This window comes from Curtobacterium sp. Csp2 (genome assembly GCF_013347165.1).
In genome coordinates this window covers 2209284-2233803 of sequence record NZ_CP054593.1, presented here as the reverse complement: position 1 = coordinate 2233803, position 24520 = coordinate 2209284, and the positions used below count along the sequence as shown (strand labels likewise).

Here is a 24520-nt window from a genome sequence, read left to right as displayed (position 1 = left end):
CGCCCCGCCGACAGCGGGGTGCGCGGGGGGCGACCGTTCCGCGCGTCGGAGACCGTGCCGCGCGTCGGAGACCGATCCGCGCGTCGGAGACCGATCCGCGCGTCGGAGACCGATCCGCGCGTCGGAGACCGCGAGTTCCGTCCTCCCATGCGCGATCCGTCCTCCCATCTCGGGCGCGATGGGACGGAACGCACCACGCGACGGCGGGCGCGACGGGTAGGGACGGGACGGCACCGCGGACGGGAGGCGCGGTGCGGGTCCGACCCGCACCGCGCCTCCCGTCAGGTGGTCGCGCTGAGCGCGCGGTCAGGCGGAGACCAGCTCCGGCGCGCCGGACGCGGCGCCGGCGCGGACTGCGCGGTTCACCGCCGAGACGATCGCCTTGAGCGAGGCCGTCGCGATGTCCGCGTCGATGCCGACGCCCCACAGGCGGACGCCGTCGACGTCGAGCTCGACGTAAGAGGCGGCCTGCGCGTCACCCGAGGCGCTCATCGTGTGCTCCGAGTAGTCGTACAGCGTGACGGCGACGCCCTGGTCGCGCATCACCGACAGGAACGCGTCGATCGGCCCGGTCCCGATCGCCTGCGCCTCGACCGACCCCTCGTCGACGCGCATCGCGACCGAGAGCTTCGTCGTGCCGTCGAAGTCGCTCGACGTCGCCGTCTTCGTGATCTCGTAGCGACCCCACTTGTCCTCGTCCGTGGTCGCGGGCAGGTACTCGTCGCGGAACAGGTCCCAGATGCGCTCAGACGAGAACTCGCCGCCCTCGGAGTCGGTGCGCTGCTGCACGACACCGGAGAACTCGATCTGCAGCTTGCGGGGCAGGTCGATCGCGTGGTCGGTCTTGAGCAGGTACGCGACACCGCCCTTGCCGGACTGGGAGTTGACGCGGATGACCGCCTCGTACGAGCGGCCGATGTCCTTCGGGTCGACCGGCAGGTACGGCACCGCCCAGGCGATCTCGTCGACGGTCGTCCCGGCCGCCTCGGCCTTCGCCTGCATGGCGTCGAAGCCCTTCTTGATGGCGTCCTGGTGCGACCCGCTGAACGCGGTGTACACGAGGTCGCCCGCCCAGGGCTGGCGCTCGGGCACCGGTAGCTGGTTGCAGTACTCGACCGTCCGCTTCACCTGGTCGATGTCGCTGAAGTCGATCTCCGGGTCGATGCCCTGCGTGAACAGGTTCATGCCGAGGGCGACGAGGTCGACGTTGCCGGTGCGCTCCCCGTTGCCGAACAGGCAGCCCTCGATGCGGTCGGCGCCGGCCATGTAACCGAGCTCCGCTGCGGCGACGGCCGTCCCACGGTCGTTGTGCGGGTGCAGCGACAGGATGACGTCCTCACGGTGGTCGAGGTTCCGCGACATCCACTCGATCGAGTCGGCGTAGACGTTCGGCGTCGCCATCTCGACCGTGGCGGGCAGGTTGATGATGACCTTGCGATCAGGGGTCGGCTCGAAGACCTCGAGCACGGCGTTGCAGATCCGGACCGCCACCTCGAGCTCGGTGCCCGTGTAGGACTCCGGTGAGTACTCGTAGAACACCGTCGTGTCGTGCTGCAGCGCCGCCTCGGCCGCCTTGCACATCCGCGCGCCCTCGACCGCGATGTCCACGACGCCCTGCACGTCCGTCCGGAAGACGACCTCGCGCTGCACGATCGACGTCGAGTTGTACAGGTGCACGATCGCCTGCTTCGCACCGTCGATCGCCTCGTACGTGCGGTTGATCAGGTGCTCGCGGGCCTGCGTGAGGACCTGGATCGTGACGTCGTCGGGGATGGCTCCGTCGTCGATGAGCGACCGGACGAAGTCGAAGTCGGTCTGCGAGGCGCTCGGGAACCCGACCTCGATCTCCTTGTAGCCCATCCGGACGAGCAGGTCGAACATCGCCCGCTTGCGCTCGGAGTCCATCGGGTCGATCAGGGCCTGGTTGCCGTCCCGGAGGTCGACCGCGCACCACCGCGGCGCACGGTCGATGCGCTTCGTCGGCCAGGTGCGGTCGGGCAGCTCGACCGCGATCTGCTCGTGGAAGGGGACGTACTTGTGGATGGGCATCCCGGAGGGGCGCTGCGTGTTCTGCATCGGTTCGTCGCTTTCGTCGTCAGGTGTGTGTCAGGCCACGACGGACTCCGCGACGAGGTGGGCCGTTGTGTCAGGCCTCGTCGCGGCAGCGAAGGAGAAGGAGTGCCGGGTACATCACGGCCACCGTAGCACTGGTACACCAGCGCGGTGCAAGTGCGTGACGCTGCCGGCGCCCGGGCCTGGGTGCTGCAGTACTGGCCCGGGCGCTGCTGTCCGGGCGCTGCTGCCCGGGCACTGCCGCCCGGGCCAGGTGTCGTGCTCAGTCGACGGCGAGCGCCTCAGTCGGCGGGACCCGCATCGCGCGGCGGACCGGAGCGACGGTCGCGACCACCGCCAGGACGAGCGCCCCGACGACGACCACGGCGACGGTACCGAGCGGCAGCACGGGCGGCACGACGGTGCCGATCGAGCCGAGGAGCGTCTGTCCGCCGACCCAGCCGTAGCAGGTGCCGAGCACGAGTCCGGTCACGACCGCAGCGACGACCATCTGCACGGCCTCGGTCACGATCATCCGCCGGACCTGCGCCCCGGTGAGCCCGAGCACACGGAGCAGACCGAGCTCACGGCGACGTTGGAGCACGCCGAGGGCGAGGGCGTTCACGACCCCGACCGCGGCGATCACGGCGGAGAACCCGACGATCACGCCCACGACGGTGTTGAGCTGCACGAAGAAGTCGCGCTGCGCCTGCAGGACCTCGGGCGTCATCGTGCCGTCGTCCATCGCGGAGAGCTGCTGCTCGAGCACGTGCTGCATGATCCCGAGCGCGACCGCGAACGTCACGAGGAGCGTCACGCCGATGACGAGTCCGATCGTGGCACGCGAGGCCCGCCCGGGCGCCCGCATCGCGTTCCGACCGGCGAGGAGCACCACAGGGTCGCGGGAGCCGATCCGTCCGATCAGCTGCAGGACCGGCGGCATCACGATGGTCGCTCCGACGGCGACGCCCGCGAAGGACACGAAGCCGCCGAGGGCGGCCGGCAGGACCGCGAACGGCGAGCTCACGCTGACGGCCAGCCCGAGCAGCATCAGCAGCGCGCCAGCGGCCATGAGCAGAATCGCCCACACCTTCCGCGCAGTGCCGGACCGGACGTCCTCGTGCGCGGGTTCGACACTCGACGACAGCGCCTGGAGCGGGGTCACCGTCAGGACGCGCCGCGACCCGGCGGCGAAGGCGCCCCAGGTCGCGAGGACGACGGCGACGAGCGGCAGGACGAGCTCCCACGGGACGAGGGTGTACGCCGTCTCCGGCAGGAAGCCGTTCCCGCGCAGCACCGCGACGAACACGGCCGACAGCCCGGTCCCCACGACGACACCGATCGCACCTCCGAGCGCGCCGACGAGCAGCCCGGTGCGGGTGATGCGGGCGCGGAGCGTGGCGCCCGTGGCACCGACGAGCCGCTGCAGCGCGATGATGCGCGTCTGGCCGGCGATGAGGGTGGCGCAGGTGTTGGCCGTGACGATCGCCCCGACGTACAGGGCGATGCCGAGGAAGAGCCAGCCGATCACCGCGAGGATCGCCTTGACCGGACCGAGGTCGCTCAACCCCGCCGCGGCCATCGCCTGGGTCACGACGCCCGGTGCGATCACGAGCGCCGAGCCGAAGGTGGTGCCGAGCGCCGCGACGAGCACGGTGGGCGCGAAGGCGCGGAGGCCGCTCATGCTGCCGCCTCCATCCCGAGCATCGTGGCGGAGATGTCCGACGCGGTCATCGCCGGACGGTCGTCCACGATGCGGCCGTCGGCGAGGAACAGGATGCGGTCGGCGTTCGCCGCCGCGACGGGGTCGTGCGTGACCATGACGACGCTCTGCCCCCACTCCTGCACGGCGCCACGGAGGATCCCGAGCACGTCGCGCCCGGTCCGCGAGTCGAGGGCTCCGGTCGGCTCGTCGGCGACGACGACGGCCGGACGCGAGGCCAGCGCCCGCGCGATCGCGACCCGCTGCTGCTGTCCGCCGGAGAGCTGGTGGGGACGGTGGCCCAGGCGGTTCCCGAGGCCGAGCATCTCGACCAGCCGGTCGATCCACGCCGACTCGTCCCGCGTGGGCTTCTGCCCACCGAGCAGGAACGGCAGGCGGATGTTCTCGGCGACGTCCAGGGTGGGCACGAGGTTGAACGACTGGAACACGAAGCCGAGACGGCGCCGACGCAGCTCGGTGAGCTCGCGGTCCGCCAGCCCGGTGATCTCGACCCCGTCGATGCTGATCCGCCCCGACGACACCGCGTCGAGTCCGGCGGCGACGTGCATCAGTGTCGACTTGCCTGAGCCGGACGGACCCATCACGGCGGTGAACTCCCCCGCACCGATGTCGACGCTGACGTCGTCGAGGGCGGTGACCCGGCGCGCGGCGTCGCCGTAGTGCTTGGAGACGTGGTCGAGTCGGATGATCGGCGTCTGGTTGGTGGTCATGGCACCACCCTCCCGGTCGGGAGGCACGCCCCGCGTCGGTCCGTCGTCTCCTGTGGATCGTCCGCTCGGCTCGGTTCCCTGTGGAGGGGTCATCCTGTCGGATGACGGTCGGTCACTCCGCCTTCGGCACGAGCCCGTGCTCGTGCGCGAACACCACGAGCCGCACGCGGTCCCGGAGGTCGAGCTTCGTCAGCACCCGCGAGATGTGCGTCTTCACGGTCGCCTCGCTGACGTACTCGTGCTGGGCGATCTCGCTGTTGCTGAACCCACGGGCCGCGAGGTCGAAGATCTCGCGCTCGCGCGGGGTCAGCTCGGCGAACGACGGCGGGACCGGCGCGGATTGTCCGGCGGTGTCGTCGTACCGGCGCAGGAGCTCGCGGGTGGCCGACGCGGCGAACACCGCGGTGCCGGCGTGCACCGTGCGGACGGCGGCGAGCAGGAACTCGGGGTCGGCGTCCTTCAGGACGAAGCCGCTGGCCCCCGCGCGGATCGCCTTCGCCGCGGCCTCGTCGAAGTCGAACGTGGTCAGGACGAGGACCTTCGCGGCGTCCGGACCACTCTGCTCGACGATGCGGGACGTCGCGGTGATGCCGTCCATCACGGGCATCCGGACGTCCATGAGCACGACGTCCGCCCGGGTCCGGCGGACGAGCTCGACACCCGCTGCTCCGTCGCCCGCCTCGCCGACGAAGAGGAGGTCCGGCTGCGAGTCGACGAGCATCCGGATGCCCGTGCGGAAGAGCGCCTGGTCGTCGACGAGCGCGACACGGATCTGGGGGGCGGTGGCCGCGGTGGTGGTCATCGGGTGGTGCGCTCCTGCTGGGTCGAGGTGATCCGGTCGCGGGGCATCTGCCCGCTGGCCGGGACGGCGGGCATCCGGACGGCCACCGTGAAGTCGTCGCCGCGGGGTCCCGCGGTCATCGTGCCGCCGGTCATCGTCGCCCGTTCGCGCATCCCGACGAGCCCGTGCCCGGTGCCCGGGCCGCGGGTGCCGTCGTCGGCGCGCCGGTTCACCACGGTGATCTCGACGGTGTCCGGACGGTACGTCAGCGACGCGTGCACGGGGGCTCCGGGCTGGCCGTGCTTCCACGCGTTCGTCAGGCTCTCCTGGACGATGCGGTAGACCGCGAGCTGCGTGGTGGTGGGGAGCCGTCCGGGGTCGCCCTCGCGGTCGACGCGGACGTCCAGCCCGACGTCGCGCATCTCGCCGACGAGCTTCTCGATGTCGTCGACCTCCGGCGTCGGGGCGGTCCCCTGCTCGTGCCGGAGTGCCCCGAGGAGCTCACGGACGTCGCCGAGGGCTCCGCGCGCCGTGCTCGAGATGGTGCCGAGGGCCTGGTCCGCGATCGCGGGGTCGGCCTTGAGCGCGTACCGCGCCCCGTCCGCCTGGGCGATCACCACCGCGAGCGAGTGCGCCACGATGTCGTGCATGTCCCGGGCGATCCGGACCCGCTCCTGCTCGACGGCGACGGCGCGGTCGGCCCGGGCTGCGTCCCGCTCGGCGACGAGCTGCGCTTCGCGGCTCATGCTGGCGGACCGGCGCGTCCGGACCACGAGGCCGGCGAGCCACGGCAGCAGGAGGAGCAGGAGCGTGACGGCGAAGAACGAGATCGTCACCTGCAGGGACTCCTGCAGCGGCGTCGTCGCAGTGGCCTCGCCGACCCGCACCCCGTAGTCCGTGACCCCCTCGTAGAGCGCGGCCGTGACCGACCCGCCGATCGCGGACGCCAGCCCGAGGCCCCGCACCCGCGGACTGCCGTACGCGCTCGTCGTGTACATGATCGGCGCGATGAACAGGTTCGCGATGCTCGGCGTCTGGCCCGTGACCATCTGGAACGCCGCGAAGACCCATGCGATGCCGAGGGCGAGCCCCGGGGAGAGCCGGCGGAACGCCAGCGCGGCGGTCAGTCCGACCACCGTCAGCCAGCTGACCGGGCCGTCCACCCCGCGCGTCGACACCACGAGCACGAGCAGCCCGAGCACCGACGACGTGACGACGTCGGTGACGATCTGCGAGCGCAGCATGGGACGGAACACCACCCCACGGTACGTCCGGCCGGCCACGAGCGCGTCCGTCCGGCGGATGACGCGGGTCAGAACCCCAGGCGCCCGAGCTGCTTCGGGTCGCGCTGCCACTCCTTCGCGACCTTCACCCGGACGTTCAGGTACACGTGCCGGCCGCCCAGCAGGGACTCGATCTCGGCCCGGGCACGCGACCCGACGTCCTTGAGCCGCTCGCCGCCCCGGCCGATCACGATCGCCTTCTGGCTGTCCCGCTCGACGAACAGGTTCGCGAAGATGCGCAGCGGCCCGTCGGGGTCGTCCTCGTCGTCGGGTTCGACGACGTCCTCGACCACGACGGCCAGCGAGTGCGGGAGCTCGTCGCGGACGCCCTCGAGCGCGGCCTCCCTGATGAGCTCGGCGATGCGGTCCTCGTCGGTCTCCTCGGTGACGGTCGCATCGTCGTAGAGCTGCGGCGACTCGGGCAGCAGCGAGGTGATCTCCCCGAGGAGCGCCTCGAGCTGCAGGCCCTTCGTGCCCGAGGTCGGGACGATGGCGTCCCAGTCGCGCAGCTTCGAGACCGCCAGGAGCTGCTCCCCCACGTTGTCCTTCGCGGTGCGGTCGATCTTCGTCACGATCGCGATCTTCTTCGCGCGCGGGTACTGGTCGAGCGACTCGTTGATCCAACGGTCACCGGGGCCGATCGGTTCGTTCGCCGGCACGCAGAACCCGATCACGTCGACGTCGCCGAGCGTGGACTGCACGAGGTCGTTCAGTCGCTCGCCGAGGAGCGTCCGCGGCCGGTGCACGCCGGGCGTGTCGACGATGATGACCTGGCCGTCGGGTCGGTGCACGATGCCGCGGATCGCGCGCCGCGTGGTCTGCGGCTTCGACGACGTGATCGCCACCTTCTCGCCGACGAGCGCGTTGGTGAGCGTCGACTTGCCGACGTTCGGGCGGCCGACGAACGACACGAAGCCGGCGCGGTAGGGGCGCTCGGGGGTCGTCGGTCCGGTCTCGGTGTCGGTCATGCGTTCGTGGTTCCCGTCGTGGTCGGTGTCGTGTCGTCGAGGGCGTCCTCGGCGTCCTGCAGCGCGGCGGTCCGCTCTGCGAGGACGGTGACCAGGTGGCGGCGCTTGCCCTCCACCCGGTCGGCGGTGAGCAGCAGACCGGACACGCTGACCTGCTCGCCGCTCACCGGCAGTCGGCCGAGTTCCTTGGTGAGGAGTCCGCCGGCGGTGTCGACGTCGTCGTCCTCGAGCTCGATGCCGAACAGGTCGCCGAGCTCGTCGATCGGCAGCCGGGCCGCGATGCGCCAGACGCCGGGCTCGACCTCGGTGCGGTCGACGACGGTGCGGTCGTACTCGTCGGAGATGTCCCCGACGAGCTCCTCGATGAGGTCCTCCATCGTGACGAGCCCGGCGACGCCGCCGTACTCGTCGACGACCAGGACCAGGTGGTTCTTCGCGAGCTGCATGTGCCGGAGCGTGTCGTCGGCGTGCTTCGACTCCGGCACGAACTCGGCCGGACGCAGCAGCGTCGTCACGGGTTCCTGCCCGGCGCCCTGCCGCTCGTACAGCGCGCGGGACACGTCGCGCAGGTACAGGACCCCGAGGACGTCGTCGCTGTCCTTGCCGGTCACGGGCATGCGCGACACCCCGGCGACGAGGAACTGCTCCATCCCGGCCGCGAGGGTGTCGTCCCCGTCGACGGTCAGCATGTCGGTGCGCGGCACCATGACCTCGCGCACGAGGGTGTCGCTGAACTCGAACACCGAGTGGATGAGCTCCCGGTCGTCCTGCTCGAGCACGTTGCTCTCGGTCGCCTCGTCGACGAGCGACAGCAGCTGCTCCTCGCTCGACACCGTCGACGCGCTGCGACCGCGTCCGGGCGTGACCCGGTCACCGATCGCCACGAGCAGCCCGGCGAGCGGACCGAGCACGATCCGGACACCGCGGACGAGCCCGCCGGTCGCGGCGATGAAGCGCTCGGCGTGCGCCCGCCCGACGCTGCGCGGACTGGACCCGACGAGCACGAACGAGACAGCGGTCATGATCGCCGCGGACACGATGAGCGCCACCCACCAGGTGTCGAACACCGTGACGAGTGCGATGGTCACGAGCACCGCGGCGGCGGTCTCGGCCAGGACGCGGACGAAGTTCAGGGCGTTGACGTGCGCGCCGACGTCGTCCGCGATCGCCTCGATCGCCCGACGGCGGCTGCTGTCCTTCGCGATCTCGTCGAGGTCGGCGCGGGACAGCACCGTGAGCGCTGCGTCGGACGCGGCCAGCAGACCACCGACGACGACGAGCACGAACGCCACCGCGAGCAGGACGGCGACGAGCACCATCAGGTCACCGCCCGCGCTGCTGGGCGGCGAACGCGGAGAGGATCTCGCCCTGGAGTCCGAACATCTCGGCCTTCTCCTCCGGCTCGGCGTGGTCGAACCCGAGCAGGTGCAGGATGCCGTGGCAGGTGAGGAGCAGCATCTCGTCGGTGCTCGTGTGCCCGGCGGTCTTCGCCTGCTCCGCCGCGACCTGCGGGCAGACGACGATGTCCCCGAGGAGTCCGGCGGGCGTCGGCTCGTCCTCGGTCCCTGGTCGCAGCTCGTCCATCGGGAAGCTCAGCACGTCGGTCGGGCCGGGCTCGTCCATCCACCGGACGTGGAGCTGCTCCATGGCGCCCTCGTCGACGAGCACGATCGCGAGCTCCGCGTCCGCGTGGACGTGCATCGCGTCGAGCGCGAAGGCGGCGAGGCGCTGGATGGCGGCCTCGTCGACCTCGACGCCGGACTCGTTGTTGAGCTCGATGCTCACCAGTTGCCTCCTCGGGCGTCGTTCTGGGGGTACGGGGACTGCTGCCGGTCCTGCGGCGGCCGTCCCCGACGCTCGGCGCGGTTCGCACCGGCGGGGTTGCCGGCGGGCGCGGTGCCCCGACCGCCGGGGCGGTGTCCGGCCTGCTCGGCGAGACGTTCCTCGTCGTAGACGGTGTAGGCGTCGACGATCCGGCCGACGAGCGTGTGGCGGACGACGTCCTCGCTGCCGAGCCGGGCGAAGTGGATGTCCCCGACGTCGCCGAGGATCCGCGTCACGAGCCGGAGTCCGGACAGGTTGCCGGGCAGGTCGACCTGGGTGATGTCGCCCGTGACGACCATCTTCGAGCCGAAGCCCAGGCGCGTCAGGAACATCTTCATCTGCTCGGGCGTGGTGTTCTGCGCCTCGTCGAGGATCACGAACGAGTCGTTGAGCGTCCGGCCGCGCATGTAGGCGAGCGGAGCGACCTCGACCGTGCCGGCGGCGAGGAGCTTCGGGACCAGCTCCGGGTCCATCATCTCGTTCAGAGCGTCGTACAGCGGGCGCAGGTAGGGGTCGATCTTGTCGGTCAGCGTGCCCGGCAGGAACCCGAGCCGCTCGCCGGCCTCGACCGCGGGGCGGGTCAGGATGATCCGGTTCACCTCGCGCCGCTGCAGGGCCTGGACCGCCTTGGCCATCGCCAGGTAGGTCTTGCCGGTACCGGCCGGACCGATGCCGAACGTGATGGTGTGCTCGTCGATGGCGTCGACGTAGGCACGCTGCCCCTCCGTCTTCGGACGCACCGACTTGCCGCGGCTCGAGACGATCGGGGTGCCGAACGTGTCCGAGGGCTTGCGGTCGTCGTCGAGCATCCGGGCGGAGACCGGGATGTCGGACGGCCCGATGTCCTGGCCCCGTCGGACCATCCCGACGAGCTCGTCGACGAGCGCGTGGGCACGGGCGACGTCCCGCTCCGGGCCGGTCAGGGTGACCTCGTTGCCGCGGACCAGGACCCGCACGCCCGGGTACTGCCGTTCGACGGTCTTGAGCAGGCGGTCCTGGGGACCGAGGAGCTGGACCATCGCGATGCCGTCGACCTGGATGTCGACGGTGACGTCCGACGGTTCGGCGTCGTGGTGGGCGGTCGTGTCAACCGGCAAGGAGGTTCCCTTCGTGCAGTTCGCCCGCGAGCACGTGCGCGTGCACGTGGAAGACGGTCTGGCCGGCGGCTTCGCCGGTGTTGAAGACGAGTCGGTACTGGCCGTCCGCGCGCTCGTCGGCGATGCGCTGGGCGGTGGCGACGACGTGGGCCAACAGCTCCGGGTCGCCCGCGGCGAGGGCGCTCACGTCGCGGTACTGCTCGGTCTTCGGGATCACGAGCACGTGCACCGGGGCCTGCGGCGCGATGTCCTCGATCGCGATCACGCGGTCGTCCTCGGCCACGACGGTGGCGGGGATCTCGCGCGCGATGATCTTCGAGAAGACGCTCGGGGTGCTGGTGCTCATTGGTCCATCGTAGAACGCGGGTCCGACGCCGGACCTTCCCGGTCCACCGCTACCAGCGTCCGAGCCGCGTCTGGAGGACGGCCAGGGCAGCCGGGCCCGCGGTGGAGGTGCGCAGCACCGTGTCGCCGAGCCGCACCCGCACCGCACCGGCGCGCTCGAGCCGGTCGAACTCGGCGCTGTCGATCCCGCCCTCCGGACCGACCACCAGGACGATCTCGTCGACGTCCGCCGGCGGTTCCCATGCCGACAGCCGCACCGCGCCCACCGGGTCCAGCACGACCAGCGCACGCCGATCCTCCTGGCCGACACCAGACGACGGGCCGACACCCGACGACGATGCCAGCTGCGCCGTCGTCACCGGTGCGTCCACCTCGGGGACGCGGGACCGGACGGCCTGCTTCGCGGCTTCCTGCGCGATCGCGGCCCACCGGGCACGACCCTTCCCGACCTTCGCGCCGTCCCACCGCGACACGCTCCGCGTCGCCGCCCACGGGACGATGCGGTCGACCCCGATCTCGGTCGCGGCCTGCACCGCCATCTCGTCGCGGCCGCCCTTCGCGAGCGCCTGCACGAGCACGAGCGCTGGTCGGGGCGCGGGCTCGACCGTGACGGCGTCGACGGTGAGCGTCAGCTCGTCGCGACCCGTCGACGCGACCGTCCCGGCCACCACCGTGCCGCGGCCGTCGGCGATGCGCAGGGCCTCGCCGACACGGACCCGCGCGACCGACACGGCGTGCCGGCCCTCTGGACCGTCGAGCGTGACGGTGTCACCGACCCCGACGCCGTCGAGCGTGCCCGGGTCGACCAGGTGGAGGGACGCCATCAGAAGTGCAGGAAGCGGTCGCGCAGCTTGCCGAACATGCCCTGCTGGAACCGGGCGAGCTGCGGCTTCGCGGCCTTGTGCGACTTCGCGAGCTGCTCGACGAGCTGGCGCTCCTTGTGCGACAGCTTGGTCGGGGTGACGACCTGCACGCCGACGCGCAGGTCGCCGCGACCGTTGCCGCGGAGCTTGGTGACCCCGCGGTCCTTGATCACGAGCACGTCGGCGCTCTGCACGCCCGGGCGCAGCTCGAGCTCGACCGGGCCGTCCAGACCGTCGATCGTGGTGTGCGCGCCGAGGATCGCGTCGGTCATCTGGACCTCGAGCGTCGCGAGCAGGTCGTCGCCGTCGCGGCTGAAGACGTCGTGGTGGCGGACCTTCACCTCGAGGTAGAGGTCACCCGAGGGGCCACCAGCCGGACCGACCTCGCCCTGACCGGGCATCTGCAGTCGGAGCCCGGTCTCGACGCCGGCGGGGACGTCCACCGGGATCGTGCGGCGCGCACGGACGCGGCCCTGGCCCTGGCAGGTCGGGCAGGGGCTCGGGATGACGGTGCCGTAGCCGCGGCAGGTGCCGCACGGGGCGCTCGTCACCACGTTGCCGAGGAGCGATCGGACCTGGCGCTGGATGTGGCCGCTGCCGCCGCAGATGTCGCACGTGCGCGGGCTCGTGCCGGGCGCGCAGCACGAGCCGTTGCAGGTCTCGCAGACGACGGCCGTGTCGACCTCGACGTCCTTGTGGGTGCCGAAGACGACCTCGTCGAGGTCGACCTCGATGCGCAGCAGGGCGTCCTGTCCACGCTCGGCCCGGCTGCGCGGGCCGTTGCCCCGCCCGCCACCGCCGCCGCCGCCGAAGAACGCGTCGAAGATGTCGCTGAACCCGCCGGCGCCGCCACCGAAGGGGCTGTCCGCCTGCGGTCCGGCGTCGTACCGCCGCCGCTGCTCGGGGTCGCTCAGCACGTCGTACGCGTGCGTCACGTCCTTGAAGCGCTCGGCCGCGTCCGGGCTCGGGTTCACGTCCGGGTGCAGCTCGCGCGCGAGCCGGCGGTACGCCTTCTTGATGTCGGCATCGGAGGCGTCCTGCTGGACGCCGAGGACGTCGTAGTGGTCTGCCACGTATCCCTCAGTCGGTTCGGTCGGTGCGGCGTTCGCCGCCGGTCAGGTCGGTCTGGAGGCACGGATCACCCGGGCGGGGCGGCCTGTGCCCGTCGGGGGCCGGGTCGGTCAATGTTCGCCCAGGAGCTTGGACAGGTACCGTGCGACGGCGCGCACCGCGGCCATGTTCGTGCCGTAGTCCATCCGCGTCGGCCCGAGCACCCCGAGCCGCGCGACCTCGCCGCCGCCGGCCAGGTAGCCGCCCGCGACGATGCTCGTGGCGTCGAGCCCGTACTCGGCGTTCTCGGCGCCGATGCTCGCGGCGACCGCGACGTCGTCCAGCTGCATCTCCCCGAAGAGCCGGAGCAGGGTGACCTGCTCCTCGATCGCCTCGAGCACGGGGAACAATCCGCCGGAGAAGTCGCGTTCGCTCTTCGCGAGGTTCGCCGCCCCCGCCATCACCAGGCGGTCCTGTCGGTTCGCCGCGACCTGCTCGATGAGCGTCGCGACGACGACACCGGCGAGCGTCTGGGCGTCGGGGCGGAGCTGCTGCGGGACCGCCCGGAGCGCCCGGGGCACGTCGTGCAGGAGCAACCCGACGGACGCGCCGTTGAGCACGGAGCGCAGTTCGGCGAGAGCGTCTTCGTCGAGCGGGACGTCGGTCTCGACGACGCGCTGCTCGACCCGGGCTGTGTCGGTGATGAGCACCACCATGAGCCGCGTGTCGCCGAGGCGGACGAGTTCGATGTGCTGCACCCGCGCGCGCACCATCGACGGGTACTGGACGAGTGCGACCTGGTTCGTGAGCTGGCTGAGCAGCCGGACGGTGCGGCCGAGGACTTCGTCGAGGTCGTTCGGGGTGCCGAGGAACGTCTCGATCGCGTGGCGCTGCGCGCTGGACAGCGGGCGGGCGGCCGCGAGGTGGTCGACGAAGACCCGGTACCCCTTGTCGGTCGGCACCCGGCCCGACGAGGTGTGCGGGGCCACGATGAGCTGTTCGTCCTCGAGCAGGGCCATGTCGTTCCGGATCGTCGCCGCGCTCACCCCGAAGGCGTGGCGGTCGACGATCGACTTCGAGCCGACGGGCTCGCGCGACGCGACGTAGTCCCGCACGATGGCCTTGAGGACCTCGAGGGAGCGTTCGCTGACCATCCGGACCCCTTCCGTTCGATGCTGGCACTCGGACGTCTCGACTGCTGATCCTACGCCCGACCGCCGACGGACCGGGACCCGGGCGGGCCCCTCCCGCTACGCTCTGGGCATGAGCTACGGACAGCAGCCCGGAGGGCCCTACGACCAGCAGCCCGGGGGGCCGGCGAACCCCGGCGGACCGCAGTACCCGCAGGGGTACCAGGTCCCGCAGCCGATGTCGCCGGAGGACCAGCGGCTGTGGGCGACCCTGACGCACGTCGGCGGCATCTTCTTCAACTTCCTCGTGCCGTTGATCGCCTACCTGGTGCTCCGCGACCGTGGGTCGTTCATCAAGGAGCACACCCGCACGGCGCTGAACTTCCACATCACCGCGGCCATCGCGTACATCGTCGCCGGGCTGCTCTGCATCGTCCTGATCGGCTTCGTGCTGCTCCCGATCATCGGGGTGCTCGTCATCGTCTTCGCGATCATGGCGGCCATCGCAGCGAACCGTGGCGACCTCTACAAGTACCCGCTCACGATCGAGTTCATCAAGAACTAGGCCGCTCGAGCAGGACCAGGTCAGTCGAGCAGCTCGCGGACCACCGCGTCCGCGAGCAGCCGACCCTGCAGGGTCAGCTCGAGCCGCCCCCGCACCGCGGCCGAACCGTCCACGAGTCCGCGCGCGATGAGCCCGGCGACGCGCTCGCGTGCCGACGGACGGAGCTCCGCCGTGGTGAGCTCGCCGCGGACCCGCGCGGCGAGCAGGACGCGCTCGACGTACCGGGTCTCGTCGTCGAGCGTCTCGCGGCCGGCTGCCGGTGACTCCCCCGCGAGCACCCGGTTCGCGTAGGCGGCCGGGTGCTTCACGTTCCACCAGCGGGTGCCGGCCACCGCGGAGTGCGCGCCAGGTCCGATCCCCCACCAGTCGTGTCCCTTCCAGTACGACAGGTTGTGCCGGCTCGCGTGCTGCGCCGGACTGCCGTCCGCGTCCGCCCGGGCCCAGTTCGAGACCTCGTACCAGGTGTAGCCGGCGTCACCGAGGACCCGGTCCGCCAGCTCGTACATGTCGGCGGCGAGGTCGTCGTCCGGGGCCGGGAGCTCGCCGCGGGACACCGCGCGGCCCATCGCCGTGCCCTCCTCGACGATGAGCGAGTACGCCGAGACGTGGTCGGGCCGGCACGCGAGCGCCGCGTCGAGTGACGTCCGCCAGTCGTCCAGGGACTCGCCGGGCGTCGAGTAGATGAGGTCGAGCGAGACGTCGAGCCCGTGCTGCTTCGCGAGGTCGACGACGACGGGCACCCGTTCGGGGTCGTGCGTGCGGTCGAGCGTCGCGAGGACGTTCGGCACCGCGGACTGCATGCCGTAGCTCATCCGCGTGAAGCCCGCGCGCTGCAGGGTGCCGATCGCGTCCGCGTCGACGGAGTCCGGGTTCGCCTCGGTCGTGACCTCCGCCCCGGGCAGGATCCCCCACGTGTCGTCGATCGCCCGCAGGATCATCGCGAGGTCCGACGCAGGGAGCATCGTCGGGGTGCCGCCGCCGAAGAACACCGTGGAGACCGGTCGGCGCGGGACGCCGGAGCGGTCGAGCACCTCGGCCGCCCAGGCGATCTCCTGCACCGCGTGGCCGGCGTAGTCGTCGCGGCGGACCCCTCGGAGCTCGGACGCCGTGTAGGTGTTGAAGTCGCAGTAGCCGCAGCGCACCCGGCAGAACGGCACGTGCACGTACACGCCGAAGGGGACGTCGCCCGCTCCGGGGCCGGGGGTGATCAGGCCGTCCGACGGCGCGGGGTCGGCGATCGGCAGAGCACTCGGCATGGACTCCATTCTCGGTCATGATGGAGGGCATGGAGCACCACACCGTCCCCACCACGGTGCTGTGGGACATCGACGGCACCCTCGTGTTGAACGCCGTCTCGCCCGGCAACCTCTACCACCTCGCGCTCGAACGGGCCGTCGGTCGCGACCTCGCCCTGCGCGTCGGGCACCAGCACGGGCGCACCGACGCGGGGCTCATCGCCGAGCACGTCCGGGCGCACCACCTCGACGACGCGCTCATTCCCACCGTCACCGGGCACCTGCGGGACCTGACCGACGAGCGGCACCGGCGGGGTGACCGTCGTTCGCCCGCGCCGGGGGCGACCGCGCTCGTGCAGCGGTTCGCCGCCCTGGGCTGGCGGAACGGGCTGCTCACCGGCAACTCCGAGCACCGGGCGCGCGTGAAGCTCGCCGGCGCCGGGTTCGCCGTGGACGCCTTCGACTGGGAGCACTCGTTCTTCGGCGACGAGGAGGTCGACCGGTCCGGTGTGACCGCGAGGGCCGCCGCCGCACTGGCGGGCACCCGCGCCGTGATCGTCGGGGACACCCCGCGGGACGGCGAGGCCGCGGACACCGCGGGGATCCCGTTCCTCGCCGTCGCGACCGGGGTCTACGACGTCGACGCCCTCCGCACGACCAACGCCGTCACGGTCGCGCGGGACTGCGTGCAGGACGCGGGGCTCATCGAGGACGCGATCGCCGCGCTCCCTCCGCTGCGGTAGCGCACCCGTCGCGGAGCGCGGCGTCAGTCGTCGCGCAGCGCAGGGTCAGTCGCCGCGCAGCGCCTCGAGGTACTTCGCCGCCATGACCTTCTGCTGCCGCTTGAGCAGCGGCGACAGGAAGCGCCACTTCGGGCTCGCCGGCTGCGAGAACTGCCGGACCTGCAGCCAGACCGACCCGTCGGCGGTGCGCTCGACCACGAACGACTCCTCGCCCGACAGCGGGTGACCCTCGAGCGTGCCGTAGGCGAAGCCCTTGCGGTCGGTCTCGTCGATGATCGACACGACCCGGACCGGCGCGTGCACGGTCTGCCCGAACGCGTGCATCTCGAGCGTGGCCGTCGTGCCGGCCGTCAGGAGCGGTGTGCCGTCGGCCGCGAACTTCTCGACGCGCGGGGTCCCGATCGAGGCCGGCGCGATCGGCACGCCCCGTTCGTCGAAGGTCACCGGGTTGTAGCGCACCTCGTCATCGTCGGGCTGGTCCTCGACGCGCACCCGGATGCCGCTGCGCTCCTGGATCTGCCAGGACAGCGTCTGCGTGACGGCGGTCTCGAAGCGCTGGTCGCCGTGCCCGATCCGGGCCCGCGACTCCGCCGGGACGAAGCCCTCGGGCGGGTAGGTCATGAGGTCCGCCGCCTGGGTCGCGCCCACGGCGCCGTACGTCAGGGCGGTCCGGTAGCTGCCGCGGGAACTCATGCGGCAAGCCTACCCGGGCGGCTCGGGCGCACCTGCCCGCCCGGGCTCCGCGCTACTTCTTCTTCTCTTCGACGTCACCCGAGAGCGCGGCGATGAAGGCTTCCTGCGGGACCTCGACGCGACCCACCATCTTCATGCGCTTCTTGCCCTCCTTCTGCTTCTCGAGGAGCTTGCGCTTGCGGGTGATGTCACCGCCGTAGCACTTCGCGAGGACGTCCTTGCGCATCGCCCGGATGCTCTCGCGGGCGATGATGCGCGCACCGATGGCCGCCTGGATCGGGACCTCGAACTGCTGGCGCGGGATGAGCTTGCGCAGTCGTTCGGTCATGAGCGTGCCGTACGCGTACGCCTTGTCGCGGTGCACGATCGCGCTGAACGCGTCGACCTGCTCGCCCTGCAGCAGGATGTCGACCTTCACGAGGTCAGCAGCCTGGTCGCCGGTGGGCTCGTAGTCGAGGGAGGCGTAGCCCTGCGTCTTGCTCTTGAGCTGGTCGAAGAAGTCGAAGACGATCTCGCCGAGGGGCATCTCGTAGCGGATCTCGACGCGGTCCTCGCCGAGGTACTCCATGCCGAGCAGGGAGCCGCGACGCGACTGGCAGAGCTCCATGATCGCGCCGACGTAGTCCTTCGGCGCGAGGATCGCGGCACGGACCATCGGCTCGCGGACCTCGACGATGCGGCCGCCGGGGAACTCGGACGGGTTCGTGACCTCGGTCACGGTGTTGTCCTCGTTCGTGACCTCGTAGATCACGCTCGGCGCGGTGGTGATGAGGTCGAGCCCGAACTCGCGGGACAGGCGCTCGGTGATGATCTCGAGGTGGAGCAGACCGAGGAAGCCGCAGCGGAAGCCGAAGCCGAGCGCGACCGAGGTCTCCGGCTCGTAGACGAGCGCCGCGTCGGACAGCTTGAGCTTGTCGAGCGCTTCGCGGAGGTCCGGGTAGTCGGAGCCGTCGATCGGGTACAGGCCCGAGAACACCATCGGCTTCGGGTCGGTGTAGCCCGCGAGCGCTTCGGTCGCGGGCTTCTGCGCGGTCGTGACGGTGTCGCCGACCTTCGACTGGCGGACGTCCTTCACGCCGGTGATCAGGTAGCCGACCTCGCCGACGCTGAGGCCCTTCGTCGGCTTCGGCTCGGGCGAGGACACCCCGATCTCGAGGATCTCGTGCGTCGTCCCCGTCGACATCATCTGGACCTTCTCGCGCGGCTTGATCGTGCCGTCGACCATCCGGACGTAGGTGACGACGCCGCGGTAGCTGTCGTAGACGGAGTCGAAGATCATCGCGCGGGGCGATGCGTCGACGGTCCCGACGGGCGGGGGCACGGAGCCGACGACACGGTCGAGCAGCTCGGGCACGCCGACGCCGGTCTTGCCGGAGACGCGCAGGACGTCCTCCGGCTTGCCGCCGATGAGCTGCGCGAGCTCCGCGGCGTACTTGTCCGGATCCGCGGCGGGCAGGTCGATCTTGTTGAGGACCGGGATGATCTCGAGGTCGTTCTCGAGCGCCAGGTACAGGTTGGCGAGCGTCTGCGCCTCGATCCCCTGGGCGGCGTCGACGAGCAGGATCGCACCTTCGCACGCGGCGAGGGACCGGGAGACCTCGTACGAGAAGTCGACGTGCCCCGGGGTGTCGATCATGTTGAGCGCGAAGGTCTGCCCGTCGAGCTCCCACGGCATGCGGACGGCCTGCGACTTGATCGTGATGCCGCGCTCGCGCTCGATGTCCATGCGGTCGAGGTACTGCGCGCGCATCGCACGGTCCTCGACGATGCCGGTGATCTGCAGCATGCGGTCGGCCAGCGTCGACTTGCCGTGGTCGATGTGCGCGATGATGCAGAAGTTGCGGATCGACCCGGCCGGGGTCGCGGCGGGCTCGAGTGGCGCGGATGCTTGTGGGCTCACGGTTCCTCAGGGGTCGGGACGGTCGAACGATTGTCCCACGGTTGTGCGCGCGGAGCGCGCAGCGCCGGCACACCTGTGGACGGCGGGCGCCGCACCAGGTGGTGTGGAGGACGGACTGGAGGCGCGTGGCGGGGCCGCCCCGCGCCTCCAGTCCGTCAGACGGCCACCGTGGCGGGGGCGGGCAGCGCGCCGAGGCCGCGGCGGAGGTCGTCCGCGGTGGCGGCGAGGCAGACGCGGATCCAGCCCTCGCCGGAGCGACCGAAGGCGCTGCCGGGCGCGACCGCGACGTGCTCGCGGTGCAGGAACGCGAGGGCCCACTCCGCGACGTCGCCGGCGGCGGCGTGCGACACGTCGACCCAGAGGTAGAACGCCCCGCGGGGGTCGAGGTAGCGGATCCCGGCGGCGTCGAGGACCTCCTTCGCGACGGCGAGGTTCGCGCGGTAGTGCTCGCGGGCGTCCTGCACGGACTGGTGGTCACCGACGATCGCGGCCAGCGCCGCCCACTGGTCCGGCTCGGCGACGCAGCTGATCATCGCCTCCTGCGTGGTGCGCATCGTCGGGCCGAGGCCCTTCGGTGTCACGAGGTAGCCGACGCGGACACCGGTCATCGCGTAGGTCTTGCTCAGGGAGAAGGCACTGAAGACGCGGTCGTCCTCGTCGAGGGCGGCGATGCTGACGTGCCGGGTGCCGTAGGTGAAGTACTCGTAGACCTCGTCGCTGATCACCCAGAGGTCGTGCCGTTTCGCGAGGGCGAGCAGGGCGCGCAGGGTGTCCTCGCTGAACACCGAGCCGAGCGGGTTGGACGGGGAGTTCACGACGAGCGCCCGGGTCCGCTCGGTGATGCTCGCCTCGAGCGCGTCGAGGTCCGGCTCGAAGCCGTGCTGCGGCTCGAGCCGGTACGGCACCGGGGTCGCGCCGAGGATGTGCGCGTTCATCGTGAAGGTCGTGTACCCGGGGTCCGGCACGAGCACCTCGTCGCCCGGGCTGAGGACGAGGGTCATCGCCTGGAACAGGGCCTGCGTCGCGCCGATCGTCATCCAGACCTGCTCGAGGTCGACCTCGATCCGGTTCTCGCGGCGCAGCTTCTCCTGGATCGCGGCACGGAGCGGGGCGATCCCACCGTTCGGCGTGTAGTCGGTGCGGTCCTCGGACCAGGCACGGCGCGCCGCCTCGCCGACGTGCGGGGCCACCGGGACGTCCGGCTCGCCGATCACGAGCATCGCCACGTCGGTGCCGTCGGCCTGGAGCAGGGCGGCCTGCTCGTACACCCGGCGGATGCCGGAGGCGGGGACGGTGTCGATCCGGGGCGCGAGGGAGGGCATGCCGTCACGGTAGCGGCTGCGTGTTGCCGGGCGGTTTCCGACCGCGACGCTCCGGTCTTTGGTGGGACCCCGTCCTGCTGGTAGAGTAGGTGGCTGGCTTCCGCGTTCCCCGCCCACGGGTGGAACGCGATGCGACGGAGGGCCCCTCTACCCAGACGTCGCGACCACCCGGAGAGACGACAAGGAGCAACACGCATGGCGAACATCAAGTCGCAGATCAAGCGCATCAAGACCAACCTGAAGGCCCAGGAGCGCAACAAGGCCTACCGCTCGGAGCTCAAGACGGTCATCCGTCACACCAACGAGGCCGTCGCCGCCGGCGACAAGGACAAGGCCACCGCGGCCCTCGTCCTCGCCTCGAAGAAGCTCGACAAGGCCGTGAGCAAGGGCGTCATCCACAAGAACCAGGCGGCGAACCGCAAGTCGGCCATCGCCAAGAAGGTCTCTGCTCTCTGAGATCCCGCTCTCTGAGCTTCGGCGCTCTGACCCACTGAGGGCCGCACGAAGGCCCCGCACCGATCGGTGCGGGGCCTTCGTCGTTGCCGGGGCCGACGGCGGCCGGGAGGCCCGGCCCGGCGCCGGTGCCGGCATGGTCGCCGAGGGCCGGCGCCGGGGCGTGTTTGCGAGCCGCGGGCGGGCACGACGCGGCACAACCGGAAGCACGACGCGCCACGGAAGCGCGTGGTTCGGCGTGCTTCCGGTTGTGCGATCGCACGACGCGCCACGGAAGTGCGTGGTTCGGCGTGCTTCCGGTTGTGCGATCGCACGACGCGCCACGCACGAGCGCCAGCACCGCGCGGCAGCACGGGCGCCGTCGCGTCAGCGGGCCTCGCCGCGCCGGGCGATCGTGCGGACCATGACCTCGAGCGCGTAGTGCGCGTCCCGCGAGCCGCCCTTCACCGCGGTGTCCGCCTCGGCGATGCTCGTGATCGCGTTCGCCAGCCCGGCCTCGCTCCACCCGGCGACGTCCCGCTGCGCGCGCTGGACCTGCCACGGCGCCATGCCGAGGGCGGACGCCGCCTGGCCGCTCGTGCCACGGAAGGAGCTGACCTTCGCCATCGTGCGGATCTTGCTCGCGAACGCGGCGACGATCGGGACCGGGGCCTCACCCGTCGCCAGGGCGTGCCGCAGCTCGACGATCGCCGGGGCCGAGCGCCCCGCGAGTGCGATGTCGGCGACCTTGAACGCGTTCGTCTCGACGCGCCCGCCGTAGTACTTGTCGACGACCTTGTCGGTGATCTCCTCGGCCTCGTCCGCCAGGAGCTGCCGGCACGCGGCCGCGAGCTCGGCCAGGTCGTCGGAGAACGCCGCCACGAGCGTGCGCACGGCCGAGGGGACGACCTTGCGACGGGCGGCTCGGAACTCCGCGTTGACGAAGTCGATCTTGTCGGTGTCGCGCTTGAGCTCGTCGCACTGGACCTCGACGCCGCCGCCGACCCCGCTGCGGATCGTGTCGAGGAGCTTCTTGCCGCGGACCCCACCGCCGTGCCGCAGGACGAGCGTGACGTCGTCCGCCGGACCCTGCAGGTACGCGATGGTCTCGGTGATGAAGGCGTCCGTGCACTTCTCGACGTTGGTGACCCGCACGAGTCGGGGCTCGCCGAAGAGCGACGGACTCGCGAGGGTCGCGAGCAGGCCCGGTGCGTACTGGTCGGCTTCGAGGTCGTGCACCTCGAGCGCGGGGTCCTCGCCCACGAGCAGGTCGCGCAGGACGCCGATCGCACGGTCGGCGAGGAACGCCTCCGGTCCGGTGACGAGCACCACGGGCGCGGGACGGATCCCCGACCACGGCACCTGGTCGATCGCGGCAGCGGCGCGCGAGGGCTTCTTGGCGGGCATGCGGTCCTTCCGTCGCGGGCGGGGTCGTGGATGTCGCCGAGGTCGGCGCCGGGGTCGGCTCCGGGGTCGGCTCCGGGGTCGATCGTGGCCCGCGACGATCCTACGGCCGGCCGGCGACGGCTCGGCCCGCACTCCCCAGGTCGGCCCCGGAGATGCGCCGTCCGGGTGTTCCGTCCAGACCCGGAGCGCCCCGGAGCGGTCCCGTGAGACGACGACCGTCCCCTGCACATCGGTCCGGAACGCCGTCGTCCCCGCGGCCCGGAGCAGATCGAGCGTCCGCTGCGTGGGATGCCCGTAGGTGTTGTCCGCCCCGACGCCGATCAGCCCGACCGGCGCCGCCAGCTGCCGGTAGAGCCCCGGGTCCTGGTCGGCCGACCCGTGGTGCGCGACCTTGACGACGTCGGGGTGCACGTCCAGGTGCGGGCGGAGGCGCCGCTGCGCCCGCTCGCCGAGGTCCCCGAGGAAGACGCCGGACACGCAGGTCCCGCACCCGTTGCCCGCTGTCGTCGCGAGCATGACACTCGCGTCGTTGCCCGCCTCGATGGACCCCGACGGCGGCCACACGACCCGCCACCCCAGGGCGCCGAGCGTGCCCTCGGTCGTGTCGTCCGCCGTCCCGACCCGCACGTCGGCACGGCGCAGGTCCTCGACGACCCGGGCGTCCTCGGCGCGCCCGACCGGTCCGACGAGCGCGCGGTCGACCAGCCCCGCGACGGCGGGCAGTGCGCCGACGTGGTCCCGGTCGAAGTGCGTCAGGACGAGCAGCGCCACCCGCTCCACCCCGAGCAGGTCGAGGCACGCGAGCAGGCGCGGTTCATCGTCCCCGGTGTCGACGAGTGCGATCGGGCCGTCCGGCGCCCGGACGAGCACCGCGTCCCCTTGTCCGACGTCGCACATCGCCACCGACCAGTCCGCCGGCACGCTCGTCCGCAGGACCGCACGGGGTACCGCGACAGCGCCGACACCCAGCACGAGTGCCACCGCACCGACGAGGAGCACCGGGACCCGCTGGCGCTCGCGGACGAGCACGGCCGCCGCGACGGCTCCGCTCACGACGACCGCGGCGACGATCCCCGTCCCGCCGGCGGGCCACCCGATCGACGCTGCGGGGAGCGCGGCCGCGGTGTGTGCCACCCACCCGATCGCGGCGGCCGGTGCCCAGGCGACGCCGGCCAGGACCTCCGCCGCTGCGGGCCACACCGGTGCCACGGTGCACGCGACGAGGCCGAGGACCGTGACGACCGGCGCGAGCGGCTCGGTGAGCAGGTTGGCCGGGACCGCGTAGGTGGGGAACACCGGGGCGAGGACGATCGTCACCGGCCAGCAGGCTGCCTGCGCCGCGACCGGGACCGCCACCGCGGCGGCCACCGGTGGCCAGAGCCGCCGCGCGAGCATCTCGGTGAGCGGTGGCCCGAGCACGAGGATGCCGCCGGTCGCGAGCACCGAGAGCGCGAACGCGATCGCCCGCCCGGTCCAGGGGTCGGCGACGAGCATGCCGAGGACGGCCAGGGCGACGAGGGGTACGCCGCGGACCGGCCGTCCGGTCAGGCGGACGACGAGCACGACGACGGCCATCACGGTCGCCCGCAGGATGGACGGGTCCGGTCGGACGAGCACGACGAAGGCGACGAGGAGCGCCACCGCCGCGAGAGCGCGCACGACCCTGGGCGCGCCGAGCCCGCGGCCGACCGCGACCACGAGTGCGACCACCACCGCGCAGTTCGAGCCGGACACCGCCGTCAGGTGGGTGAGCGCCGACGTCTCCATCGCGGCCTCCGTCTCGGGGTCGAGTCCGCTGCGGTCGCCGATCGCGAGACCGCGGAGGAGGGCGGCGCCCGGTTCCGGCAGGTCCGCCGTGACGGCGACGAAGGCCCGCCGGACCTCGGCCGTCGCCGCCGGTGCGCCGGTCGGTGGCTCCCGCTCGGGCTCGCCGCGCAGGAAGAGCACCGCCGCGGTCGGCGATCCCGGGTCGTCCCGCTCGACGGTCGCGCGCCCGGTGAGCACGGTCCCCGCGGGCAGCACCGTGTCGGAGGTCGTGACCACCCGCACCGGTACGGCCCCGACACCGTGCCCGTCCACCACGCGGAGCGCTCCGACCACCGAGCGGTCGCCCGGCGCGAGGTCGCGGCGCAGGTCGACCACGACCCTGGTGCTGTGCCCGACGGCTCGCCGCAGGGCCTCGGGGTCGCGGTGCACCTGCCCGACCGCGATCGACACCGCGACGAGCACGCAGCACGCCCCTGCGGTCAGCACGACGGCGCCGACGGCCCGCACCCGCGGGCGGAGCGCCGGGTGCCCGGTGACGACTCCGCCGAGCACGGCGACGCCGGCCGCGACCGCCGCGACGACGATCGCGGACCCGGGATGCGCGACCAGGAGCACCGCGACCATCCACGC

Annotated in this window: 21 protein-coding genes and 1 pseudogene; 3 read left to right on the top strand and 19 right to left on the bottom strand. The window is 72.0% G+C overall.

Features of this window, described 5'->3' with window-relative positions:
- Positions 1-306 precede the first annotated feature (306 nt).
- The 13 genes from leuA to hrcA all read right to left on the bottom strand — a co-directional run bounded on the left by leuA (position 307) and on the right by hrcA (position 13850).
- Positions 307-2076 (bottom strand): 2-isopropylmalate synthase, encoded by a 1770-nt coding sequence (leuA, locus tag HUN59_RS10810; protein ID WP_174778344.1) that lies wholly within the window; start codon positions 2074-2076, stop codon positions 307-309.
- Between the two features lie 259 nt (positions 2077-2335).
- Positions 2336-3736 (bottom strand): ABC transporter permease, encoded by a 1401-nt coding sequence (locus tag HUN59_RS10805; RefSeq protein ID WP_174778343.1) that lies wholly within the window; start codon positions 3734-3736, stop codon positions 2336-2338.
- Positions 3733-4485: an ABC transporter ATP-binding protein gene (locus HUN59_RS10800; RefSeq protein ID WP_058742442.1), complete on the bottom strand. Its 753-nt coding sequence runs from the start codon at positions 4483-4485 to the stop codon at positions 3733-3735. Before HUN59_RS10800 ends, HUN59_RS10805 begins: the two co-directional genes overlap by 4 nt.
- A 112-nt stretch (positions 4486-4597) precedes the next feature.
- Entirely contained in the window at positions 4598-5287 is a 690-nt protein-coding gene (locus HUN59_RS10795) for a response regulator (protein WP_141861201.1), read from the bottom strand.
- A complete protein-coding gene (locus tag HUN59_RS10790) occupies positions 5284-6522 on the bottom strand; it encodes a sensor histidine kinase (protein WP_174778342.1) in 1239 nt (412 codons plus the stop codon). Before HUN59_RS10790 ends, HUN59_RS10795 begins: the two co-directional genes overlap by 4 nt.
- Positions 6523-6578: 56 nt before the next feature.
- Entirely contained in the window at positions 6579-7517 is a 939-nt protein-coding gene (era, locus tag HUN59_RS10785; RefSeq protein WP_174778341.1) for a GTPase Era, read from the bottom strand.
- Positions 7514-8836, bottom strand: a complete 1323-nt coding sequence (locus HUN59_RS10780) for a hemolysin family protein (RefSeq protein ID WP_114850972.1) — start codon at positions 8834-8836, stop codon at positions 7514-7516. Before HUN59_RS10780 ends, era begins: the two co-directional genes overlap by 4 nt.
- Positions 8837-8840: 4 nt before the next feature.
- Complete coding sequence (gene ybeY, locus HUN59_RS10775; protein WP_058742447.1) at positions 8841-9302, bottom strand: rRNA maturation RNase YbeY; 462 nt, start codon at positions 9300-9302, stop codon at positions 8841-8843.
- Complete coding sequence (locus HUN59_RS10770; protein ID WP_254630061.1) at positions 9299-10360, bottom strand: PhoH family protein; 1062 nt, start codon at positions 10358-10360, stop codon at positions 9299-9301. The genes ybeY and HUN59_RS10770 overlap by 4 nt, the downstream gene beginning before the upstream one ends.
- 67 nt (positions 10361-10427) lie before the next feature.
- Entirely contained in the window at positions 10428-10784 is a 357-nt protein-coding gene (locus tag HUN59_RS10765; RefSeq protein WP_174778339.1) for a histidine triad nucleotide-binding protein, read from the bottom strand.
- A 49-nt stretch (positions 10785-10833) separates the two neighbouring features.
- Complete coding sequence (locus HUN59_RS10760) at positions 10834-11607, bottom strand: 16S rRNA (uracil(1498)-N(3))-methyltransferase (protein WP_174778338.1); 774 nt, start codon at positions 11605-11607, stop codon at positions 10834-10836.
- Positions 11607-12719 carry a molecular chaperone DnaJ gene (gene dnaJ / locus HUN59_RS10755; RefSeq protein WP_144801452.1) on the bottom strand — a complete coding sequence of 371 codons (1113 nt, stop codon included), beginning with the start codon at positions 12717-12719 and terminating at the stop codon, positions 11607-11609. The genes HUN59_RS10760 and dnaJ overlap by 1 nt, the downstream gene beginning before the upstream one ends.
- A gap of 108 nt (positions 12720-12827) precedes the next feature.
- The gene (gene hrcA, locus HUN59_RS10750) at positions 12828-13850 is read right to left on the bottom strand and encodes a heat-inducible transcriptional repressor HrcA (protein ID WP_174778337.1); all 1023 of its coding nucleotides are present in this window, start codon (positions 13848-13850) and stop codon (positions 12828-12830) included.
- A 109-nt stretch (positions 13851-13959) separates the two neighbouring features.
- Here hrcA and HUN59_RS10745 point away from each other — a divergent pair, with 109 nt between their 5' ends.
- A complete protein-coding gene (locus HUN59_RS10745; protein ID WP_229666891.1) occupies positions 13960-14391 on the top strand; it encodes a DUF4870 domain-containing protein in 432 nt (143 codons plus the stop codon).
- Positions 14392-14411: 20 nt separating this feature from the next.
- Here the strand turns inward: HUN59_RS10745 and hemW are convergent, their stop codons facing one another.
- Entirely contained in the window at positions 14412-15647 is a 1236-nt protein-coding gene (hemW, locus tag HUN59_RS10740) for a radical SAM family heme chaperone HemW (protein WP_174778336.1), read from the bottom strand.
- 29 nt (positions 15648-15676) lie between these two features.
- On the opposite strand from hemW, the gene HUN59_RS10735 reads away from it, so the two are divergent.
- Positions 15677-16369 carry an HAD family hydrolase gene (locus HUN59_RS10735; RefSeq protein WP_167510043.1) on the top strand — a complete coding sequence of 231 codons (693 nt, stop codon included), beginning with the start codon at positions 15677-15679 and terminating at the stop codon, positions 16367-16369.
- 45 nt (positions 16370-16414) lie between these two features.
- Here the strand turns inward: HUN59_RS10735 and HUN59_RS10730 are convergent, their stop codons facing one another.
- The 3 genes from HUN59_RS10730 to HUN59_RS10720 all read right to left on the bottom strand — a co-directional run bounded on the left by HUN59_RS10730 (position 16415) and on the right by HUN59_RS10720 (position 20284).
- Positions 16415-17062 (bottom strand): DUF1990 family protein, encoded by a 648-nt coding sequence (locus tag HUN59_RS10730; RefSeq protein ID WP_144801458.1) that lies wholly within the window; start codon positions 17060-17062, stop codon positions 16415-16417.
- A gap of 52 nt (positions 17063-17114) precedes the next feature.
- The gene (gene lepA, locus HUN59_RS10725) at positions 17115-18962 is read right to left on the bottom strand and encodes a translation elongation factor 4 (RefSeq protein ID WP_114850978.1); all 1848 of its coding nucleotides are present in this window, start codon (positions 18960-18962) and stop codon (positions 17115-17117) included.
- A 155-nt stretch (positions 18963-19117) separates the two neighbouring features.
- The gene (locus HUN59_RS10720; RefSeq protein WP_174778335.1) at positions 19118-20284 is read right to left on the bottom strand and encodes a pyridoxal phosphate-dependent aminotransferase; all 1167 of its coding nucleotides are present in this window, start codon (positions 20282-20284) and stop codon (positions 19118-19120) included.
- A gap of 195 nt (positions 20285-20479) precedes the next feature.
- Here HUN59_RS10720 and rpsT point away from each other — a divergent pair, with 195 nt between their 5' ends.
- A complete protein-coding gene (gene rpsT / locus HUN59_RS10715; protein ID WP_058742457.1) occupies positions 20480-20740 on the top strand; it encodes a 30S ribosomal protein S20 in 261 nt (86 codons plus the stop codon).
- Positions 20741-21103: 363 nt separating this feature from the next.
- On the opposite strand, the gene holA is transcribed toward rpsT, so the two are convergent.
- The gene (gene holA, locus HUN59_RS19725) at positions 21104-22123 is read right to left on the bottom strand and encodes a DNA polymerase III subunit delta (RefSeq protein WP_246276370.1); all 1020 of its coding nucleotides are present in this window, start codon (positions 22121-22123) and stop codon (positions 21104-21106) included.
- 717 nt (positions 22124-22840) lie between these two features.
- Positions 22841-24514 (bottom strand): annotated as a pseudogene (locus HUN59_RS19960) (ComEC/Rec2 family competence protein); the annotation flags it as partial.
- Between the last annotated feature and the right edge of the window lie 6 nt (positions 24515-24520).

Excerpts from the sequence above, each read along its gene's own strand:
- HUN59_RS10735 (WP_167510043.1), top strand. The coding sequence starts at position 15,677 with ATGGAGCACCACACCGTCCCCACCACGGTGCTGTGGGACATCGACGGC.
- HUN59_RS10730 (WP_144801458.1), bottom strand. The coding sequence starts at position 17,062 with ATGAGTTCCCGCGGCAGCTACCGGACCGCCCTGACGTACGGCGCCGTG.
- era (WP_174778341.1), bottom strand. The coding sequence starts at position 7,517 with ATGACCGACACCGAGACCGGACCGACGACCCCCGAGCGCCCCTACCGC.
- HUN59_RS10770 (WP_254630061.1), bottom strand. The coding sequence starts at position 10,360 with ATGGTCCAGCTCCTCGGTCCCCAGGACCGCCTGCTCAAGACCGTCGAA.
- holA (WP_246276370.1), bottom strand. The coding sequence starts at position 22,123 with ATGCCCGCCAAGAAGCCCTCGCGCGCCGCTGCCGCGATCGACCAGGTG.
- HUN59_RS10780 (WP_114850972.1), bottom strand. The coding sequence starts at position 8,836 with ATGGTGCTCGTCGCCGTCCTGCTCGCGGTGGCGTTCGTGCTCGTCGTC.
- HUN59_RS10745 (WP_229666891.1), top strand. The coding sequence starts at position 13,960 with ATGAGCTACGGACAGCAGCCCGGAGGGCCCTACGACCAGCAGCCCGGG.
- hrcA (WP_174778337.1), bottom strand. The coding sequence starts at position 13,850 with ATGGTCAGCGAACGCTCCCTCGAGGTCCTCAAGGCCATCGTGCGGGAC.
- HUN59_RS10800 (WP_058742442.1), bottom strand. The coding sequence starts at position 4,485 with ATGACCACCAACCAGACGCCGATCATCCGACTCGACCACGTCTCCAAG.
- HUN59_RS10760 (WP_174778338.1), bottom strand. The coding sequence starts at position 11,607 with ATGGCGTCCCTCCACCTGGTCGACCCGGGCACGCTCGACGGCGTCGGG.
- HUN59_RS10805 (WP_174778343.1), bottom strand. The coding sequence starts at position 3,736 with ATGAGCGGCCTCCGCGCCTTCGCGCCCACCGTGCTCGTCGCGGCGCTC.
- HUN59_RS10765 (WP_174778339.1), bottom strand. The coding sequence starts at position 10,784 with ATGAGCACCAGCACCCCGAGCGTCTTCTCGAAGATCATCGCGCGCGAG.
- rpsT (WP_058742457.1), top strand. The coding sequence starts at position 20,480 with ATGGCGAACATCAAGTCGCAGATCAAGCGCATCAAGACCAACCTGAAG.
- HUN59_RS10795 (WP_141861201.1), bottom strand. The coding sequence starts at position 5,287 with ATGACCACCACCGCGGCCACCGCCCCCCAGATCCGTGTCGCGCTCGTC.
- hemW (WP_174778336.1), bottom strand. The coding sequence starts at position 15,647 with ATGCCGAGTGCTCTGCCGATCGCCGACCCCGCGCCGTCGGACGGCCTG.
- HUN59_RS10720 (WP_174778335.1), bottom strand. The coding sequence starts at position 20,284 with ATGCCCTCCCTCGCGCCCCGGATCGACACCGTCCCCGCCTCCGGCATC.
- leuA (WP_174778344.1), bottom strand. The coding sequence starts at position 2,076 with ATGCAGAACACGCAGCGCCCCTCCGGGATGCCCATCCACAAGTACGTC.